The 16,896-nt window shown below is 63.5% G+C and carries 18 protein-coding genes; 9 read left to right on the top strand and 9 right to left on the bottom strand.

What is annotated here, in order from left to right:
• Window positions 1-62 precede the first annotated feature (62 nt).
• The 3 genes from AC3WS7_RS03930 to AC3WS7_RS03920 all read left to right on the top strand — a co-directional run bounded on the left by AC3WS7_RS03930 (window position 63) and on the right by AC3WS7_RS03920 (window position 2,239).
• Window positions 63-1,031 carry a bifunctional helix-turn-helix transcriptional regulator/GNAT family N-acetyltransferase gene (locus AC3WS7_RS03930; RefSeq protein ID WP_492655430.1) on the top strand — a complete coding sequence of 323 codons (969 nt, stop codon included), beginning with the start codon at window positions 63-65 and terminating at the stop codon, window positions 1,029-1,031.
• Between the two features lie 123 nt (window positions 1,032-1,154).
• Complete coding sequence (locus AC3WS7_RS03925) at window positions 1,155-1,586, top strand: GNAT family N-acetyltransferase (protein ID WP_492655429.1); 432 nt, start codon at window positions 1,155-1,157, stop codon at window positions 1,584-1,586.
• A gap of 11 nt (window positions 1,587-1,597) precedes the next feature.
• Window positions 1,598-2,239: a glutathione S-transferase family protein gene (locus AC3WS7_RS03920; RefSeq protein WP_492655428.1), complete on the top strand. Its 642-nt coding sequence runs from the start codon at window positions 1,598-1,600 to the stop codon at window positions 2,237-2,239.
• On the opposite strand, the gene gluQRS is transcribed toward AC3WS7_RS03920, so the two are convergent.
• The 3 genes from gluQRS to AC3WS7_RS03905 form a co-directional block, all read right to left on the bottom strand.
• On the bottom strand, window positions 2,223-3,185 hold the full coding sequence (gene gluQRS, locus AC3WS7_RS03915; protein WP_492655427.1) for a tRNA glutamyl-Q(34) synthetase GluQRS: 963 nt from the start codon (window positions 3,183-3,185) through the stop codon (window positions 2,223-2,225). The two genes, AC3WS7_RS03920 and gluQRS, sit on opposite strands and share 17 nt — an antisense overlap.
• Window positions 3,186-3,278: 93 nt before the next feature.
• Entirely contained in the window at window positions 3,279-4,319 is a 1,041-nt protein-coding gene (locus AC3WS7_RS03910) for an NAD(P)/FAD-dependent oxidoreductase (RefSeq protein ID WP_296469816.1), read from the bottom strand.
• 60 nt (window positions 4,320-4,379) lie between these two features.
• Entirely contained in the window at window positions 4,380-5,321 is a 942-nt protein-coding gene (locus AC3WS7_RS03905; RefSeq protein WP_296469812.1) for a LysR substrate-binding domain-containing protein, read from the bottom strand.
• Window positions 5,322-5,441: 120 nt separating this feature from the next.
• Between AC3WS7_RS03905 and AC3WS7_RS03900 the strand changes: the two genes are divergently transcribed.
• From AC3WS7_RS03900 to AC3WS7_RS03880, 5 genes are all read left to right on the top strand, one after another.
• Window positions 5,442-6,143 carry a pirin family protein gene (locus AC3WS7_RS03900; RefSeq protein ID WP_296469811.1) on the top strand — a complete coding sequence of 234 codons (702 nt, stop codon included), beginning with the start codon at window positions 5,442-5,444 and terminating at the stop codon, window positions 6,141-6,143.
• Between the two features lie 33 nt (window positions 6,144-6,176).
• Window positions 6,177-6,587 carry a DoxX family protein gene (locus AC3WS7_RS03895; RefSeq protein WP_296469808.1) on the top strand — a complete coding sequence of 137 codons (411 nt, stop codon included), beginning with the start codon at window positions 6,177-6,179 and terminating at the stop codon, window positions 6,585-6,587.
• A 71-nt stretch (window positions 6,588-6,658) separates the two neighbouring features.
• Window positions 6,659-7,210, top strand: a complete 552-nt coding sequence (locus AC3WS7_RS03890; protein ID WP_492655426.1) for a flavodoxin family protein — start codon at window positions 6,659-6,661, stop codon at window positions 7,208-7,210.
• 170 nt (window positions 7,211-7,380) lie between these two features.
• A complete protein-coding gene (locus AC3WS7_RS03885) occupies window positions 7,381-7,782 on the top strand; it encodes a hypothetical protein (RefSeq protein WP_492655425.1) in 402 nt (133 codons plus the stop codon).
• Window positions 7,779-8,597, top strand: a complete 819-nt coding sequence (locus tag AC3WS7_RS03880; protein WP_492655424.1) for a DUF2145 domain-containing protein — start codon at window positions 7,779-7,781, stop codon at window positions 8,595-8,597. The genes AC3WS7_RS03885 and AC3WS7_RS03880 overlap by 4 nt, the downstream gene beginning before the upstream one ends.
• A 5-nt stretch (window positions 8,598-8,602) precedes the next feature.
• On the opposite strand, the gene AC3WS7_RS03875 is transcribed toward AC3WS7_RS03880, so the two are convergent.
• A complete protein-coding gene (locus tag AC3WS7_RS03875) occupies window positions 8,603-9,361 on the bottom strand; it encodes a sulfurtransferase (protein ID WP_296469799.1) in 759 nt (252 codons plus the stop codon).
• A gap of 18 nt (window positions 9,362-9,379) precedes the next feature.
• Window positions 9,380-9,796, bottom strand: coding sequence for a hypothetical protein (locus tag AC3WS7_RS03870; protein WP_296469797.1), 417 nt, complete (start codon window positions 9,794-9,796; stop codon window positions 9,380-9,382).
• Between the two features lie 123 nt (window positions 9,797-9,919).
• On the opposite strand from AC3WS7_RS03870, the gene dnaE reads away from it, so the two are divergent.
• Window positions 9,920-13,486 carry a DNA polymerase III subunit alpha gene (dnaE, locus tag AC3WS7_RS03865; RefSeq protein ID WP_492655423.1) on the top strand — a complete coding sequence of 1,189 codons (3,567 nt, stop codon included), beginning with the start codon at window positions 9,920-9,922 and terminating at the stop codon, window positions 13,484-13,486.
• Window positions 13,487-13,556: 70 nt separating this feature from the next.
• Here the strand turns inward: dnaE and tolA are convergent, their stop codons facing one another.
• Genes tolA through AC3WS7_RS03845 form a run of 4 tightly spaced genes read right to left on the bottom strand, consistent with a single transcriptional unit; the run spans window position 13,557 to window position 16,894 of the window.
• The gene (gene tolA / locus AC3WS7_RS03860; RefSeq protein ID WP_296469795.1) at window positions 13,557-14,519 is read right to left on the bottom strand and encodes a cell envelope integrity protein TolA; all 963 of its coding nucleotides are present in this window, start codon (window positions 14,517-14,519) and stop codon (window positions 13,557-13,559) included.
• A gap of 6 nt (window positions 14,520-14,525) precedes the next feature.
• Window positions 14,526-14,969, bottom strand: coding sequence for an ExbD/TolR family protein (locus AC3WS7_RS03855; protein ID WP_296469792.1), 444 nt, complete (start codon window positions 14,967-14,969; stop codon window positions 14,526-14,528).
• Window positions 14,970-14,990: 21 nt separating this feature from the next.
• A complete protein-coding gene (gene tolQ / locus AC3WS7_RS03850) occupies window positions 14,991-15,692 on the bottom strand; it encodes a protein TolQ (protein ID WP_296469973.1) in 702 nt (233 codons plus the stop codon).
• A gap of 14 nt (window positions 15,693-15,706) precedes the next feature.
• On the bottom strand, window positions 15,707-16,894 hold the full coding sequence (locus AC3WS7_RS03845) for a pyridoxal phosphate-dependent aminotransferase (protein WP_296469790.1): 1,188 nt from the start codon (window positions 16,892-16,894) through the stop codon (window positions 15,707-15,709).
• Window positions 16,895-16,896 lie beyond the last annotated feature (2 nt).

Genomic DNA, 16,896 nt, shown 5'->3' with positions numbered 1-16,896 from the left:
CGTCCCCGCGTCGTCTGTCTTTCTCGGCATTGTGTTGCGTGGTGCAACTATGTGGTTGTATCATGCAACTTTTAGAGAATGCGTTGACTGTGAATACTGATCTGTCCGTGGTTGAAGAAATACGTGCCGTGTCCCGCGCGATGGTTCGTGAACTGGGATTCATGGGTGAAGATTTCGCCGGAACCAATCTTTCGCCATCCGCCGTACATGCGTTGATCGAGATTGAGAAAGGTGGTGTCACAGCGCGGGACCTCGGCGCGCTCCTTCGCCTGGAAAAATCAAGCGTCAGTCGAATGTTGCGCAAGTTGGTGGAATCCGGCGACGTGCAAGAGGCGGCTGGAGAAAGCGACACTCGCGTCAAGGTGCTATCCCTGACCGCAGTCGGTGAAAAGCGGGTTGCGGCTATCCACGCCTTTGCCCACGCGAAGGTCGTCGATGCGCTTGGTCGCCTGAAACCCGGCCAAGAGCGGACTGTGCTGGAAGGTATGCGCCTGTACACCCAAGCCCTCGCCCCTACGGCTGACAGCGCCTATCCCGCTCCGGGTGTGGAACTTGTGCGCGGCTACACACCGGGCCTGATCGCACGCATCACGGAAATGCACGCGCTTTACTATGCGCGTGAGTGGGGCCTTGGCCAGAGTTTCGAGTCGGTGGTAGCAAAGGGCCTGGCGGATTTTTGTTATCGACTGGAGAACCCACAGAACGCCCTCTGGACGGCAAGGCAAGACGGCGTAATCCTCGGATCGGTCGCCATTGACGGCGAGGACATTGGCGCGAATACCGCGCACCTGCGCTGGTTCATTCTGGACGATGTGGGGCGTGGCAGCGGGGCAGGGAAAAAGCTGCTGGACGCTGCGATGGCGTTCGTGGATGAGAGAGGTTTTGCCGAAACCCATCTATGGACGTTCTCGGGATTGGACGCGGCGCGTCATCTTTATGAATCGCGGGGTTTTGTGCTGGCAGAGGAATGGCTCGGTTCGCAATGGGGCAAGGAAGTCTTGGAGCAGCGCTTTGTACGACGCCGTCCATGACCAAGGCTCCTTTGCACATCGACCTTCGATGGCTTGTGAATCCCTGTGCGCAGCCGCGGCCTGAATCCCAATGTCTTTGAATGACCGCTCAGTGACAACGCCAACTCCGGAGATAGCCCCCACATGACATACCGCTGGTCTGAATCCACCGACGCCCTGGACTGGGACGAACTTGCTGCGCTCTACCGTGCTGCGCCCTTGGGCAACAAGACGCCACAGGGGCTCAAGGTGGCGTTTGGCAACAGCATGTTTTGCTGTTTTGTGTATGACGGCGGTGCGCTCGTCGGCGCCGGGCGTGTGCTGGCAGATGGTGTGGACTGCGCCTACCTGTGTGATGTGGCTTTGCTGCCCAGCCACCAGGGCACGGGGCTGGGGCAGCAGCTCGTGGCGCGGCTGGTGGAGTTGTCGCGTGGGCACGGCAAAATCATTTTGTATGCCGTGCCGGGCAAGGAGCCGTTCTACCGCAAGTTCGGCTTTCGCCGCATGCGCACGGCCATGGCGATTTTTCAGGACCCCGAGGTCGCGGCCGCACGGGGTTATACCGACGAAACCTAGAGGACTTCCAAATGTACAAACTGCATTGCTTCGCCCAGTCGGGCAATAGTTTCAAGGTGGCTTTTTTGCTGCGCGCCCTGAACCAGCCCTATGAACCGGTGTTTCTGGATTTCATGAACGGCGCTTCGCGCGACCCAGCCTGGCGCGAGTCCACCAACCCCATGGGAGAGGCCCCGATCCTGGAGGACGGTGCACGCCGCATCACGCAGTCTGGTGCCATCCTGACCTACCTGGCCGAGAAGCACGGGGCCTTTGGCGGCAATACACCCGAGGAGAAACTGGAAGTGCTGCGCTGGCTGCTGTTTGACAACCACAAGTTCACCAGTTATTTCGCAAGTTATCGCTTCAGCAAATCGTTCGGCCCGGTGGCCCCCGAGCCGGCCGTGATGGCGTGGCTCAAGGGGCGGCTGGAAGCGGCCTTCGACATCGCCAACAAGCATCTGGCCCACACGCTTTTTATGGTGGGCAGCGCGCCCACCATTGCCGATTTCTCGATGTGCGGCTATGCGTTTTACCCCGAGGAAGAAAACGGCCTGGACCTGCACACCCGCTACCCCCATGTGGGTGCGTGGGCGCAGCGCATGAAGGCGCTGCCCGGTTGGGCGGCCCCTTACGACCTGATGCCTGGTGAGCGCATTACGCCCAAGTGGTGAGGCGGCTGTGCAACCAGTGCGCAGTCCAGCGCGCCAGCGCGTCGGCAACAGCGCCTGTCTGCGGTGGCAGGCCCAGGGTGTGCGCGGCGCGGTTCAGCGTGTCCAGCGGGTGTGAGGTGTCCAGCGCCTGTGCGCCGTTTTGCTTGCTGAGCTTTTCGCCGTTGGGGCCCAGCACCAGCGGGGTGTGCAGGTAGTGGGGGGTGGGCAGGCCCAGGGCGCGCTGCAGGCCGATTTGCCGCGCGGTGTTGTCGGCCAGGTCTTCGCCGCGCACCACATGGCTAATGCCTTGCGCCGCGTCGTCCACCACCACGGCCAGCTGGTAGGCCCACAGCCCATCGGCCCGCTTGAGCACAAAGTCGCCCACCGCCTGCGCCACGTCCTGACTTTGCGGGCCCAGGCGGCGATCCGTCCAGTGCAGTGTTGTGCTTTCTGGCGCTATGGTTTCAGGAGCTGTTGGCGCAGCATTTATGCGGGCTATAGGCCAATTTGACTTAAAAATGGCAGTGTCGGTGCGCAGGCGCCAGGCGCGGCCGGGCTTGCCGTGCAGGCCGCCGCGCTCGGGCCTGCAGGTGCCGGGGTAGACCAGTTCGCCATGGCGTGGCTTGCCGTCGCCCCGTGCGGCCAGTGCCTGTTCAATGTCTTTGCGCGAGCAGGCGCAGGGGTACGCCAGTTCAGCGTTCACCAGCTGGTCCAGCGCCTGCTGGTAGCGCGCGCCGCGCTGGCTTTGCCACTCGGCCGGCGCATCGGGGTGCAGGCCGCAGGCGGCCAGCTGTTGCAGGATGGTGTGGTCGGCACCAGGCACACAGCGGGGCGTGTCCACATCTTCGATGCGCACCAGCCACTGCCCGCCGTGGGCGCGTGCGTCCAGCCAACTGGCCAGCGCAGCCACCAGCGAGCCCGCATGCAGCGGGCCCGTGGGGGAGGGGGCAAAGCGACCTCGGTACATGGGGATAAAAAATGGCGTGAGCGCCGCCGGGCCGCCCCAAGGCGCGAAGGCCCCCTTGGGGGCAGCGACCCGCGCAGCGGCGGAGCGTGGGGGCTAGATTGCCAGTGCCAGCTCCAAACCGGACACAAACGCATCTTCCACGCGGTGGCCCAGGCACCAGTCGCCACACACCCCCAAGCCGGCCTTGGCGTCCAGCAGGTGGCTGTGGCCCAGGGGCTGTTCGGTCTTGGCGTACATCCAGCGGTGCACATCGGCGTGGGCCGGTTCGGCGCGGATGCCGGTGATCTCGGCGAAGGCCTTGATCAGCTTGGCCTGCACGCGGGCCGGGTTGTCGTTCAGGTGCTCTTGCGACCACGCCGCGCTGGCCTGCACGGTCCAGCGCTCCACGCGGCCGCGGCCGGGTTTGCTGGATTCACGCGTGAGCCAGGCAATGCGGTGGTGGGTGCTGCGTGCAGCGTTCCACTGGGGCCCCAGCGTGGTGAGGCCGGGCTGCACGGCTTGGGGGAAAGCCAGCATCAGCGTCCAGCACGGGGCCACCGACACCTTGGCCGTCTTTTTGGCCAGCGCGTCGCCCTTGGGGGTGGTGGCCAGCAGGGCCTGGGCTTGCGGGTGCGGGATGGCCAGCACCACGGTATCAAAGCCGCTGTAGACGTGGCTGCTGTCGTCGGCACCGGTGGTGTGCAATTCCCATTGTTGTTTGTTCAGGGCATCGGGGGCGATGCGCATGACCCGGGTGTTGAGCTCCACACGACCAGCGTCTGCCAGCGGTTGGGCCCAGGCGCGCACCAGGGCGTTCATGCCGGGCGACGGCACCCAGTGCGGCTCGCGTGCGGGCAGGCCGGCAGCGGCCACGCGGCCATGCGAATCGAGCACGCGCACGGTGTTGGCGCTCCAGGGGCGGCACAGGCCGGCGGTGGTTTGCAGGGCCAGCGCAAAACGTTCGTCACGCACCGTGAAGTACTGCGCGCCGTGGTCAAAGGTGCCAAAGTCGCTGTCGCGTGTGGACATGCGACCGCCCAGCCCTCGGCTTTTTTCAAACACCGTCACCCGGTGGCCTGCCTGCACCAGCGTGCGTGCGCAGGTGATGGCGGCCATGCCGGCGCCCACGATGGCGATGTTTTTGGGTTGGGTCATGGGCGCAATCTCCAATAGTTGTAGTGGTCTCTTTATACACGCTGGCCGGGCCCTGCGGGCTTACGCGCTGCGGTGTTCTTCGAGCAGCGCGTTGCGCGTGGCCGGGCTTTCCAGCTGGCTCAGCCACCATTGCAGGGCGCGGCCTTGCTGGGTGGTTTTGCTCAGGCGCCAGGCGTAGTGCAGGGGCACCTGGCGCTGGGCGCGTTCGGTGCGCTTGACGACCAGGCGGCCGGTGTCGATGTAGCTGTCGGCCATGCAGCGTGGCAGGTTGCCGCCGCCCAGGCCACGCAGTTGCGCGTCCAGCTTGGCCTGCATGGTGGGCACGGTGAACACGTCTTGCCCGCTCAGCAGGCCAAAGGTTTGGCCCGCACCGCGGCTGATGGAGTCGGCCACGGCCACGGCACGGTGTTTCTGGATCACCTCGTCGCTGAGCGGTTCCGGTGCGTTGGCCAGCGGGTGGTGCGGCGCCACGGCATAGACAAAGGTGATGTGGCCCAGTGGCTTGCTGTGCACGCCGGCCGTGCGCGCCGAGTCCGGGCCCACACCAATGGCCAGGTCGGCCTGGCCGCGGGTCAGGGCTTCGAGCGTGCCCGAGAGGGTTTCTTCGCGCAGGCGGATGCGCGTGGGGGGCGACTGGCTGAAAAAACTCTCACACAGCTCCATCATGGTGGGCTTGGAAATGACGGTGTCGATGGCGATGGTGAGCTGCGGCTCCCAGCCCGTGGCCACACGTTTGACGCGATTCGCCACCGCGTCAATTTCTTCCAGCAGGCGCGCGCCTTCGCGCAGCAGCTCGGCCCCGGCCTCGGTGAGTTTGGCCTGGCGGGAGCTGCGGTCGTACAGCAGCACGTCCAGCGCGTCTTCGATTTGCCGCACGCGGTAGGTCAGCGCGCTGGGCACCATGCCCATTTCACGCGCCGCGGCGGCAAAACTGCCCGCAACCGCAATGGTCTGCAGCATGGAGAGGGCGTCGGGCGTCAAAAAGTCGCGGGCGTTTTGCATGAAGCGGGCATTTAAGTTGAATTGGTTTGAATGATGCCATCAAACAGCATGGATGGAAAAGGCCTTGTCGGAGCCTAAAGTTCAACCCATCAACAAGACACATCCAGAAAGGACATCGCTATGTTGACCTTACGCAAATCCCAGGACCGCGGCCATGCCGACCATGGCTGGCTCAAGTCGTTCCACAGCTTTTCGTTCGCCGGTTATTACGACCCTGCCCACATGGGCTGGGGCAATCTGCGCGTCATCAACGAAGACCGCATTGCCCCCGGCACCGGCTTTGGCACCCACGGCCACCGCGACATGGAAATCATCAGCTACGTGATGTCGGGCAACCTGGCGCACAAGGACAGCATGGGCAACATCAAGGGCATTCCGCCCGGTGATGTGCAGCGCATGAGCGCGGGCAGCGGCGTGCAGCACAGTGAGTTCAACCACGCCCAGGGCGAGACCACACACTTCTTCCAGATCTGGATTGAACCCAATGTGCGCGGCATTCCGCCCAGCTATGAGCAGAAGAGTTTTGATTCTGCCGGGAAGCAAGGACGGCTGCAGCTGGTAGCCTCCCCCGACGGCGCTGAGGACAGTGTGTTGATCCACGCCGATGCCAAACTCTACAGCGGCCTGTTTGACGGCGAACAAGCCGCCGAACTGACCCTGGACCCCACCCGCAAGGCCTATGTGCAGGTGCTGCGCGGCGGGGTGGATGTGAATGGCACCGCACTCAGCACCGGCGATGCCGCGCTGCTGGAGGGCGAAAGCCGCCTCACCCTGGCCCAGGGCAGCGGTGCCGAGGTGCTGGTGTTTGACCTGCAAGCCTGATTTTTAGTTTTTTAACCAACGAAGGAGATCCCCATGTTTGACAAATTCCAAAACCCCCTGGCCCTGGTGGCCCGCGTTCTGCTGGCAGCCCTGTTTGTGCCCGCCGGCATCAGCAAGATTGCCGGTTTTGCCGGTACCGTGGGCTACATCGGCTCGGTCGGCCTGCCGCTGCCTATCGTCGGCGCGGTGCTGGCGATCGTGGCCGAGGCGGGCGGCGGCATCGCGCTGTTGCTGGGCTTCCAGACCCGCATTGCAGCGCTGGTGCTGGCGGCGTTCACGGTGGTTGCCGGGGTGTTCTTCCACGCTTTCTGGGCCGCCGCCCCAGAGGCCGCACAAATGCAGCAAATCATGTTCATGAAGAACATCGCCATCGCCGGTGGTTTGCTCATGCTGACCGCTTTTGGCCCCGGTGCCCTGAGCCTGGACGCCAAACGCGCTAACTGATCTCCCTTGGACCCGCTGGTGGCGGGTCTTTTTGTTCGCCTTAACCTTCACCTTTTTCAAGGAGCTTTGACATGGCAAAAGTAGCAGTGGTATTCCATTCCGGTTACGGTCACACCCAGCGCATGGCGCAGTCGGTGGCGCAGGGCGCGGGTGCGGACCTGATCACCATCGACGCCGAAGGCAATGTGCCCGAAGCGGCCTGGGACATTTTGGCCGCGGCTGACGCGATCATCTTCGGCTCGCCCACCTACATGGGCAGCGTGAGCTGGCAGTTCAAGAAGTTTGCCGACGCTTCCAGCAAGCCCTGGTATGTGCAGGCCTGGAAAGACAAGGTGTTTGGTGGCTTCACCAACAGCGCCAACGTGGACGGCGACAAGCACTCCACCTTGCATTACTTCATGACCCTGGCCATGCAGCACGGCGGCTTGTGGGCCGGCACGGGCATGGCCTACAACAACCACAAGGGTTCGCAACGCGCCGATGTGAATTACATGGCGTCCAACGCCGGCCCCATTGCCCAGACCCCGGGCGACGCCAGCGCCGACGAGATGAATGCCGGTGACCTGGAAACCGCACGCAAGTACGGCGAGCGTATTGCCGCACTGGCAGGCAAGCGCGCCTGAGCGGGCGACGGCTCCCAGTAAAACCCAGGCAGTGTGCTGCGGCACCTGCCTGGGTTTTTTTTGCATCCGGCTTGCTAAGATGGCGCCGGCACTTTTGCCGACAACCCGAGGTCTATGCTTTTATGCAACACCGTCGTGCTATCTCTTTGCTAGCTGCTTGCGCAATATCCATGGGCGCTGCAGCCCCTTTTTATGCCCAAGCGCAGACCGACGTATCGGCCTTTAGCGCCTTGTCCACCATGCCTGTGGCCTCGGTGGTGGGGGCCAGTGCAGGGGCGGTGGTGGCGGTGCCGGTGGCCTTGTCCACGGCCGGTGCGGTGTTGGTGGTTAAGGGGGTGGAAGCCTCGGCCAAGGGCACGGTGTATTTGCTGGAGCGGGTGTCTGACGGCGCACGTGTCAGCGTGGAGGCGTCAGGCAAGGCGGCCAGCGGTGTGTCCACCGCCGTCGGTACCGTGGTGACCGTGAGTGTGATTGGTGCCGGTGTGGTGCTGTCGGTGGCAGGCACCGTCATTGCGTTTATTCCCAATGAAATTGGCAAGGCGCTGCTGCACAACGAGCGCGTGAGCCAATGAATCGCCAGGGTTTTGGCGCGGCTGCTGCAGCCCTGCTGTGCTTGGCGCTGCTGGCCCCGGCGCATGCCGGACGCCCTTGCAACGAGCCCCAGGCCCTGAAGGCCGAAACGCTGGAGCGCGCAATGGGCTTGGCCCTCAGCACGCTGAACACGCTGGATGCCAGTGGCGCCAAGGTGGTGGTGATGGCCCGCGCCGGTCAAGACCTGAGCAAGTACGGCATCCGTTACTCGCATCTGGGCTTTGTCTACCAGCAGCCCGACGGGCAGGGCGGCCAGGTGTGGCGCGTGTTGCACAAGCTCAACCAGTGCGGCACGGCCGAATCCGCCATCTACCGCCAGGGTCTGGGCGACTTTTTCATGGATGACCTGTGGCGCTACGAGGCGGCCTGGCTGGTGCCTACCGAGGCGGTGCAAAAGCGCCTGCTGGCCTTGTTGTTGGACGAAAAACAGGTTCTGCAGTTGCACCACAAGCCCTACAACATGGTGAGCTACCCGTGGGCGCAGAAATACCAGCAATCCAACCAGTGGGCGATTGAAACATTGGCTCTGGCGGTGACCGCGGGCAGCAAGGCCCCGGTGCTGGACCGGCCCCAGGCCCAGGCCTGGCTCAAGCAGCAGGACTACCAGCCCAGCACGCTGACCATCACGGCGCTGACGCGCCTGGGCGCGCGCATGACCAAGGCCAATGTGGCGTTTGACGACCACCCCGATGTGAAGCGGTATGCGGACAAGATCGAGACCGTGACGGTGGATTCGGTGTTTGACTGGATGCCCCGGGCCGGGCTGGTGGACAAGCCGCTGGTGACCCAGCGCTAGCGGCTTCAGGAGGCCGAAGGTTCGGCCTGCAGACCCACGGTGTGCAGGTCGGCGCCCAGGGCGCGGCGCTCGTCAAACACAAAACAGCCGCCGTGGTAGTGGCTGCCATCGGTTTCCTCAAAGTACTTGAGGATGCCGCCTTCGAGCTGGTAGACGTGCTCCAGCCCCTCTTCACGCATCAGGATGGCGGCTTTTTCGCAGCGGATGCCGCCGGTGCAAAAGCTCACCACGGTTTTGTCTTTCAGGTCGTCCAGGTGGCTGCGCAGCGCATCGGGAAACTCGGTGAACTTGGTGATGCGCCAGTCAATGGCGCCGTCGAACGTGCCTTCGTCCACCTCAAAGTCATTGCGGGTGTCCAGCGTCACCACCGGCCGGCCGTTGTCGTCAAAGCCCTGGTCCAGCCAGCGCTTGACGGTGGCAGGCGCCACGGCGGGGGCGCGGCCATCGGCGGGTTTGATGGTGGGGTGGTTCATGCGGATGATTTCACCCTTGACCTTGACCAGCATCTTCTTGAAGGGCTGCGTGTCAGACCAGCTCTCTTTGGGCGCGATGTCGGCAAAGCGGGGATCGGTGTGCAACTGGGTCACAAAGCCGCGCACATCATCGGCCGGGCCGGCCAGGAACATGTTGATGCCCTCTTCGGCCAGCAGGATGGTGCCTTTGAGCTGGCGGTCCAGTGCGCGCTGCAGCAGCAGCTCGCGCAGCGCAGGCGCATCGCTGATGGGGACAAATTTGTAGGTGGAGATGTTCAGGATGGTGTTCACCCCCTGATTTTAAGATTGTCAGGCGCGGCCCAATTGCTGCAGCAGCCACAGGCGTGCGCCCTCGGGGTCGACAAACACCCGGGCGTCTACCACGCCGTCCAGCAGGGTCTCAAAACGGGGGGTGAGCAAGCTGGCGCCTTCCACCGTGGGGGCAATCACAAACGCAACGGCCCGCAGGCGTGAGTCAGCCGGGCGAGATGCGTAGTCCTGGCGGGCACTGGTGTACAGCGCTTCGCTGTAGACCAGGGTGTCATGCAAGATGTTGCAGATGGCCCAGGGGCCGGCCGCATTCAGGGCCGGGGCATATTGCCGCATTTGTTGGGCGGTCTGGCTGCGCATTTCGGCATTCCAGTCGCCGCGCATGTGGACCGTCAGGATGGCGTCGGACAGTTCTACCAGGGCAGTACCGTGCGGTCGAAAGGCGGATGTCGCCATGTTTCTTGCTCCAAATCGGGTCGAGGCGGGTGTTCCCGCTTATTTTGCCTCCTGCGGCCCGATTGTGGCGCAAGGCCCGCCCCGGAGACCGGCTTGCTGCGGTGGCAAAACTACAATCAAGCCATGTTTGTACACCTGCGCCTGCACACCGAATTTTCCGTGGTGGATTCCACCAACCGCATTGACGAGGTGGTCAAGGCCGCAGCCAAGGATGGCCAGCCGGCCATGGCCATTACTGACCTGAACAACCTGTTCGGCGCCATCAAGTTTTACAAGGAAGGCCGGGGCAGGGGCGTCAAGCCGCTGATTGGGGCCGAAGTCATCATCGAAGGCCTGGGCGGCGACCCCGCTGCACTGTCGCGCATCATTGTGCTGGTGCAGAACAAGCAGGGTTACCTGAACATCTCGGAGCTGATTGCGCGCGCGTTTACGCAAAACGTGGTGAAGAACCAGGCCGTGGTCAAGATGGCCTGGTTGAAAGAACTCAACGAGGGCCTGATCTGCCTGGCCGGTGCGCAGGCCGGCCCGGTGGGCCAGGCGCTGGTGCAGGGTGACACGGCCCGCGCCTACGAGGCCGCCATGCAACTGGCCGGTGTGTTCCCGCACCGCTTTTACCTGGAGGTGCAGCGTGCAGGCCGCACCGATGACGAGGCCCACGTGGTGGCCACGGTGCAGCTGGCCGCCCGCATGATGCTGCCGGTGGTGGCCACACACCCTATCCAGTTCACCGAGCCCGACGACTTTGAGGCGCACGAGGCGCGTGTGTGTATTGCCGATGGCGAGATCCTGAGCAACCCCAAACGGGTGCGCCGCTTCACACGCGAACAGTATTTCAAGAGCGCGGCGCAGATGGAGGCGCTGTTTGCCGACATCCCCTCGGCCATTGCCAACACGCTGGAGATTGCCAAACGCTGCAGCCTGACGCTGGTGCTGGGCAAGCCGCAGCTGCCGGTGTTCCCCACGCCAGAGGTCAATGGCCAGCGCATGTCGCCAGAGGAGTATTTCCGCTACGCGTCCTTTGAAGGGCTGAAGGAGCGCATGTTGCACCTCTACCCCAAGGCGGACGCACGCGAGGCGCAGATGCCGCGGTATGTGGAGCGCCTGGAGTTCGAGCTGGCCACCATTTTGAAGATGGGGTTTCCGGGTTACTTTCTGATCGTGGGCGACTTCATCAACTGGGCCAAGAACAACGGCTGCCCGGTGGGGCCGGGCCGGGGCTCGGGTGCCGGCAGTTTGGTGGCGTATGCGCTCAAGATCACCGACCTGGACCCGCTGCAATACAACCTGCTGTTCGAGCGTTTTCTGAACCCCGAGCGGGTGTCCATGCCCGACTTCGACATCGACTTTTGCCAGACCAACCGCAACCTGGTGATCGACTATGTGAAGGACAAATACGGCAAAGACGCCGTGAGCCAGATTGCCACCTTCGGCACCATGGCCGCACGTGGCGTGGTGCGCGACGTGGGACGGGTGCTGGACATGAGCTACACCTTTTGCGATGGCATCAGCAAGCTCATTCCCAACAAGCCGGGCACCAACGTCACGCTGCAGCTGCCGCCCGCGGATGGCAAGAAGAACGACAAGTACGTCTACGCCACCGAGGCGGAGCCGATTCTGGCCGAGCGCGAAGAGAAAGAAGAAGACGTCAAGACCCTGCTGGAGCTGGCCCGCAAGTTGGAGGGCATGACCCGCAACATCGGCATGCACGCCGGGGGCGTGCTGATTGCCCCCGGCAAGCTGACCGATTTTTGCCCGCTCTACCAGCAGCCCGGCAGCGAGTCGGCCGTGAGCCAGTACGACAAGGACGACGTGGAGGCGATTGGCCTGGTGAAGTTCGACTTCTTGGGCCTGGCCACACTTACCATCCTGGAGATCGCGCGCGAGTTCATCATGAAGCGCCACCCCGGCCAGGAAAACTTTGCCTACGAGAACCTGCCGCTCAACGATGCCAAGGTCTACCGCCTGTTCTCCGAGGGCAAGACCGAGGCCGTGTTCCAGTTTGAAAGTGTGGGCATGCAGCGCATGCTGGTGGATGCCAAGCCCAGCCGCCTGGAAGACCTGATTGCGCTGAACGCGTTGTACCGACCGGGCCCCATGGACCTGATCCCCAGCTTTGTGGCGCGCAAACACGGCAAAGAGGTGATTGAGTACCCGCACCCGCTGGTGGCCGAGATGCTGTCCGAGACCTACGGCATCATGGTCTACCAGGAGCAGGTGATGCAGACCGCCCAGATTTTGGGTGGCTACTCGCTGGGCGGTGCCGACATGCTGCGCCGCGCCATGGGCAAGAAGAAGGCCGAGGAGATGGCCGAGCACCGTGCCATCTTCCGCGCCGGTGCGGCCAAGAACGACATCAGCGAGGAAAAAGCCGACGAGGTTTTTGACTTGATGGAGAAGTTTGCGGGCTACGGCTTCAACAAGTCGCACGCCGCTGCTTACTCGCTCTTGGCCTACCACACGGCCTGGATCAAGGTGCACTACGCGGCCGAGTTCTTCTGCGCCAACATGACGGTGGAAATGGACGACACCGACAAGTTGAAGGTGCTGTTCGAGGATGCCGAAAAGATGGGGCTGAGCTTTGAGCCGCCCAATATCAACCGCGGTGTGTACCGCTTTGAGCCCATCTCGAACAAGGAAATCCGCTACGGCCTGGGCGCCATCAAGGGCACGGGCGAGCAGGCCATCCAGGCCATCGTGGCCGCGCGTGAAGGCCGTGGCCCCACCGAAGAGGCGGGCCCCTTCAAGAGCCTGTTTGACTTTGCCCGCCGCGTCGACCGCACGCGCCTGAACAAGCGCTGCGTGGAAGCGCTCATCAAGGCCGGTGCCTTCGACTCCATCCACCTGAACCGTGCTTCCTTGGTGGAAAGCATGGACCGCGCGTTCGACTTTGCGGCCGCCAGTGCCGCCAATGCCAACCAGCACGGCCTGTTTGACATGGGTGGCGAGGACACGCATGGGTCCAGCACGCAAGAGCCCGATCTGGTGGAGGTGTTGCCCTGGGGCGTGCGCGAGCAGCTGACGCAAGAGAAGTCTGCGGTCGGCTTTTACCTCTCGGGCCACCTGTTTGACGAGATGGCACTGGAAGTGCGCCGCTTTGCCAAACGCCCGATTGAAGAGGTGCTGGAGACCCGCGACCCCCAGGTGCTGGCCGGCATCATCAGCGGCTTCAAGGTCATCAACGGCAACCGCGGCAAGGTGGGCATCTTCACGCTGGACGACAAGTCCGCCGCCATCGAGACCACCGCCGATGAAACCCTGCTCACCACCTACAGTGAGCTGCTGCGGGACGACACCCTGGTGATTGTGAGTGGCCGCCTGCAACAGGGGCGCAATGGTTTTGCGGCGCGTTTTGTCCTGCAGCAGGTGTGGAGCCTGGAGCAGGCGCGTTGCCGCTTTGGCAAGTTTCTGCGGGTGGCGGTGCAGCTCGACGGGCAGCAGCGTGCGCCGGATTTACACGCCTTGGTGCGCGAGTTTCCGGCGGTGCGCGAGATGTCGGAGCAGGGCGAGCTGGTGCGTGGCCTGCCAGTGCGTCTGCAGCTGCAGTGCCTGACGCCCACTGGCGAGGTGGACGGTGCTGCCGTGGACCTGCATCTGGACGAGCGTGCCAAGTTCTTCCCCAGCGATGCGGCCCTGGCCAGCTGGCGTGCCCAGGCCTACCAAGGCAAAGCTGCCATCGTCTACGATTTATAAGCCTTTTTGGCCTCTAGCCCTCGTGGGTACTGCGTGGGCAGCTATTAAAATAATAGCGCTCTGCGAGGTCTTATGGACCCAGCAGCGTTTGCGGCGACAGCACGATCACCAGCGGTGACCAGACCTTGCCGTTGTCCAGGGGCAGCTTCTCGGTCTTGTCGATGGCGTTGAGGGCCGCGTTGTCCCAGGCGTTGTTGCCGCTGCGCTTGCTGATGCGGCGGCTCAGGATGTCGCCGCTGGGGCTCAGCGAGACTTCAATTTCGGTGACGGGGTTGCCCGAAATGATGTCGGTGTAGGTGACATTGGGTTTGATACGCGCTGCCACCCGCCCAAAGTAGCTGGCACCGGGGCCTGCGCTTTTGGCCGCAGTGCCCGTGCCGCCTGAGCCTGTGGTTTCGCCGCCGGCCAGCGCGGCCATGCGTTTGAGCTGGTCGTCGCGGTTCTTTTGCGCCGCCAGTTCCGCGGCCTTGGCGGCTTTTTGCTTGGCCAGTGCCTCGGCTTTGGTCTTGTCGGTTTTCTCCGCTTTGGCCAGCTTCTCTGCTTTTTCGCGGGCGGCTTTGGCTTCCTGTTCCTTGCGCAGCTTCTCTGCGGCCAGCTTGTCGGCAGCCTGTTTCTCGCGTTGCAGTTTGTCTTGCTGCGCTTTGCGCTCCTGCTCCAGCTTGGCCTGTTGCAGTTCTTTCTCTTTCTGCAACTTGGCTTTTTCTTTTTCCTTGGCCAAGGCGATGTCTGCGGCCTTGGGCGCGTCTACCACGGGCGGTGCCGGTGGTGGCGCGGGGCGGGCGGGCAATGGGGGCTCTGGCTCGGGCTGTGGTGCTTCGGGTTCTGGCTCAGGGGCTAATGGCGCGGCTTCTTGCGGTACGCTGGCCCAGAGTTCTGCTTCTACGGCTACCGGGGGCGTCTCCCGCTTCCAGGCCACTCCGATGGCCAGCACGGCCACCAGCGCCAGGTGGGCCACCAAGGCCAGCAACACGGCGCGTACCAAACCCGGTGTGGCGGGCGGCGCAAATTCCAGATGGTGGCGGGTGGCGCTCATGGGCGGTTAGTTGGCCAGTTGCACCGACAGGCCCACGCGCTGGATGCCCGCGCGTTGCAGCGTGTCCATGACCTGGACCACACTTTCGTATTTCACGGCCTTGTCGGCACTGATGACTACGGCCGAGTTGGGGGCGGCGCCATCCTTGGTGGCCTGCGCATTGCCCTGCGCACGTTTGACGGCGGCAGCCACGTCCTTCAGGACGATGGACGTTGTCTGCTCTTTCACCTTCATCTCCAGCTTGTCGTCTTTGCCGATGACGATCTGGATGATCTGGTCGGGTTGGCGCGACGCCTTGCCCACGCTGGGCAGGTCGATCATGCTGGGGGTGATCAGCGGGGCGGTGACCATGAAGATGATCAGCAGCACCAGCATCACGTCGATGAAAGGCACCATGTTGATCTCGTTGATGGTGCGGCGGCCTCGGCCGCGTCCGGCTACTGCGGGCATGGGGGTGTTCCTGGCGGTGGCTTAGCGGGTAGCCGGGGCAGAGGCCTGTGCGCTCACGTTGCGCTGCAGGATGTTGGAGAACTCTTCGATGAAGGTCTCTTGCTGGATGGCAATGCGGTCCAGGTCCCGCGCGAAGCGGTTGTAGGCCACCACGGCGGGGATGGCGGCAAACAGGCCAATGGCGGTGGCCACCAGCGCCTCGGCAATGCCGGGGGCCACGGTGGACAGGGTGACCTGCTGCAGCGAGGCCAGGCCCGTGAAGGCGTGCATGATGCCCCACACGGTGCCAAACAGGCCTACGTAAGGCGACACCGAGCCTACCGAGGCGAGAAAGGAGAGGTTGCTCTCCACCACGTCCATCTCACGCTGGAAGCTCGCACGCATGGCACGGCGGGCGCCGTCCATCAGTGTGCCCACGTCGGCCACGCGGCGCTCACGCAGCTTTTGAAACTCGCGCATGCCGCTGGCAAAAATGCGTTCCATGGGGCCGCACTGTTGCGCGTTTTTGCTGGCTGCGCTGAACAGGTCGTTGAGGCTGGAGCCCGACCAGAACTCGCGCTCGAAGGCCTCGTTTTGGGCCTTCACACGGTTCAGCGAAAACAGCTTGCGGAAGATGGCAGCCCAGCTGGCAATGGACACCAGCATCAGCAACAACATGACGGCCTGCACCACGATGCTGGCGTTGAGGACCAAATGGAGGATGGAGAGGTCTTGGTTCATCAGGATGGTTCAGGTGGTCAGGTGGAGAGCATCGCACGCAAGCGTGCAATCGCTGTTTCCAATTGTTTCATGGAGCTGGCGGTGGAGAAACGCACAAACTGGGCGGTTTGCGCGGTGCCAAAGTCCCGCCCTGGGGTGATGGCCACGTGGGCGCGGTTCATCACCTCGAAGGCGAAGTCCCAGCTGTCCTTGATGCCCAGCTTTGTGCAAAGTTCCGAGCAATCGGCCCAGGCGTAAAACGCGCCATCGGGCATCACCGGCACGGTCAGCCCCAGGGCATTGAGCGCGGGGATGAAGTAGTCACGCCGGGCTTTGAACTCGGCACGACGCTGTTCATACAGCGCAATGCTGGCGTCTTCAAAACAGGCCAGCGCCGCGTGCTGTGCAATGGTGCTGGGGCAGATGAACAGGTTTTGCGCCAGGCGCTCCACCACGGGTACCAGCACCTCTGGCACCACCATCCAGCCCAGGCGCCAGCCGGTCATGTTGAAGTACTTGCTGAAGCTGTTGATGCTGATGAGGGCGTCGTCCAGCGCCAAGGCGGTTTGGCCAAACTGGGCGTCATGGCTGAGTGCCAGGTAAATCTCGTCCACCAGCGTGATGCCGCCACGTGCCTGCACCACCTGGTGGATACGGCGCAGTTCGTCAGGGTGGATGGAGGTCCCCGTGGGGTTACTGGGAGAGGCCAGCAGCACGCCGCGCGTGCGCGGGCCCCAGGCCGCTTCGACCTTGGCGGCACTGAGCTGGAAACGCTCAGCGGCCGTGGTGGGGACCAGCACGGCCTTGCCCTCGGCCGCACTCACAAAGTGGCGGTTGCAGGGGTAGCTGGGGTCGGGCATCAAAATTTCGTCGCCAGACTCGATCAGGGCCATGCAAGCCAGGTGCAGCGCCGCCGACGCACCGGCGGTCACCACAATGCGGCTGGCCGGCACCTGCACGCCAAAGCGGCTGGCATACCAGGCGCTGATGCGCTCGCGCAGCTGCGGCAGGCCCAAGGCGGGGGTGTACTGGGAGTGGCCGTTGCGCACCGCGCGCTCGGCTGCCTCTTGCACCAGCGGTGGGGCCGTGAAGTCGGGCTCGCCGATGTTCAGAAACACCATGGGCGCGTCGGTGTGTGCCACCTGGGCACCCAGGGCGGAAGCAGCCTTGGCTACCTCCATCACATAAAACGGTTCGATGTTTTGTGCGCGGGAAGAAATCTGCATGG

The sequence above is a fragment of the Rhodoferax sp. EU05-FHT12H12 genome, from assembly GCF_058791215.1.
This window is presented reverse-complemented; position numbering and strand designations above follow the sequence as displayed.

What these genes read in the sequence shown, in the direction of transcription:
- AC3WS7_RS03930 (WP_492655430.1), top strand. Translation starts at nt 63, where the DNA reads ATGCAACTTTTAGAGAATGCGTTGACTGTGAATACTGATCTGTCCGTG.
- AC3WS7_RS03925 (WP_492655429.1), top strand. Translation starts at nt 1,155, where the DNA reads ATGACATACCGCTGGTCTGAATCCACCGACGCCCTGGACTGGGACGAA.
- AC3WS7_RS03920 (WP_492655428.1), top strand. Translation starts at nt 1,598, where the DNA reads ATGTACAAACTGCATTGCTTCGCCCAGTCGGGCAATAGTTTCAAGGTG.
- gluQRS (WP_492655427.1), bottom strand. Translation starts at nt 3,185, where the DNA reads ATGTACCGAGGTCGCTTTGCCCCCTCCCCCACGGGCCCGCTGCATGCG.
- AC3WS7_RS03910 (WP_296469816.1), bottom strand. Translation starts at nt 4,319, where the DNA reads ATGACCCAACCCAAAAACATCGCCATCGTGGGCGCCGGCATGGCCGCC.
- AC3WS7_RS03905 (WP_296469812.1), bottom strand. Translation starts at nt 5,321, where the DNA reads ATGCAAAACGCCCGCGACTTTTTGACGCCCGACGCCCTCTCCATGCTG.
- AC3WS7_RS03900 (WP_296469811.1), top strand. Translation starts at nt 5,442, where the DNA reads ATGTTGACCTTACGCAAATCCCAGGACCGCGGCCATGCCGACCATGGC.
- AC3WS7_RS03895 (WP_296469808.1), top strand. Translation starts at nt 6,177, where the DNA reads ATGTTTGACAAATTCCAAAACCCCCTGGCCCTGGTGGCCCGCGTTCTG.
- AC3WS7_RS03890 (WP_492655426.1), top strand. Translation starts at nt 6,659, where the DNA reads ATGGCAAAAGTAGCAGTGGTATTCCATTCCGGTTACGGTCACACCCAG.
- AC3WS7_RS03885 (WP_492655425.1), top strand. Translation starts at nt 7,381, where the DNA reads ATGGGCGCTGCAGCCCCTTTTTATGCCCAAGCGCAGACCGACGTATCG.
- AC3WS7_RS03880 (WP_492655424.1), top strand. Translation starts at nt 7,779, where the DNA reads ATGAATCGCCAGGGTTTTGGCGCGGCTGCTGCAGCCCTGCTGTGCTTG.
- AC3WS7_RS03870 (WP_296469797.1), bottom strand. Translation starts at nt 9,796, where the DNA reads ATGGCGACATCCGCCTTTCGACCGCACGGTACTGCCCTGGTAGAACTG.
- dnaE (WP_492655423.1), top strand. Translation starts at nt 9,920, where the DNA reads ATGTTTGTACACCTGCGCCTGCACACCGAATTTTCCGTGGTGGATTCC.
- tolA (WP_296469795.1), bottom strand. Translation starts at nt 14,519, where the DNA reads ATGAGCGCCACCCGCCACCATCTGGAATTTGCGCCGCCCGCCACACCG.
- AC3WS7_RS03855 (WP_296469792.1), bottom strand. Translation starts at nt 14,969, where the DNA reads ATGCCCGCAGTAGCCGGACGCGGCCGAGGCCGCCGCACCATCAACGAG.
- AC3WS7_RS03845 (WP_296469790.1), bottom strand. Translation starts at nt 16,894, where the DNA reads ATGCAGATTTCTTCCCGCGCACAAAACATCGAACCGTTTTATGTGATG.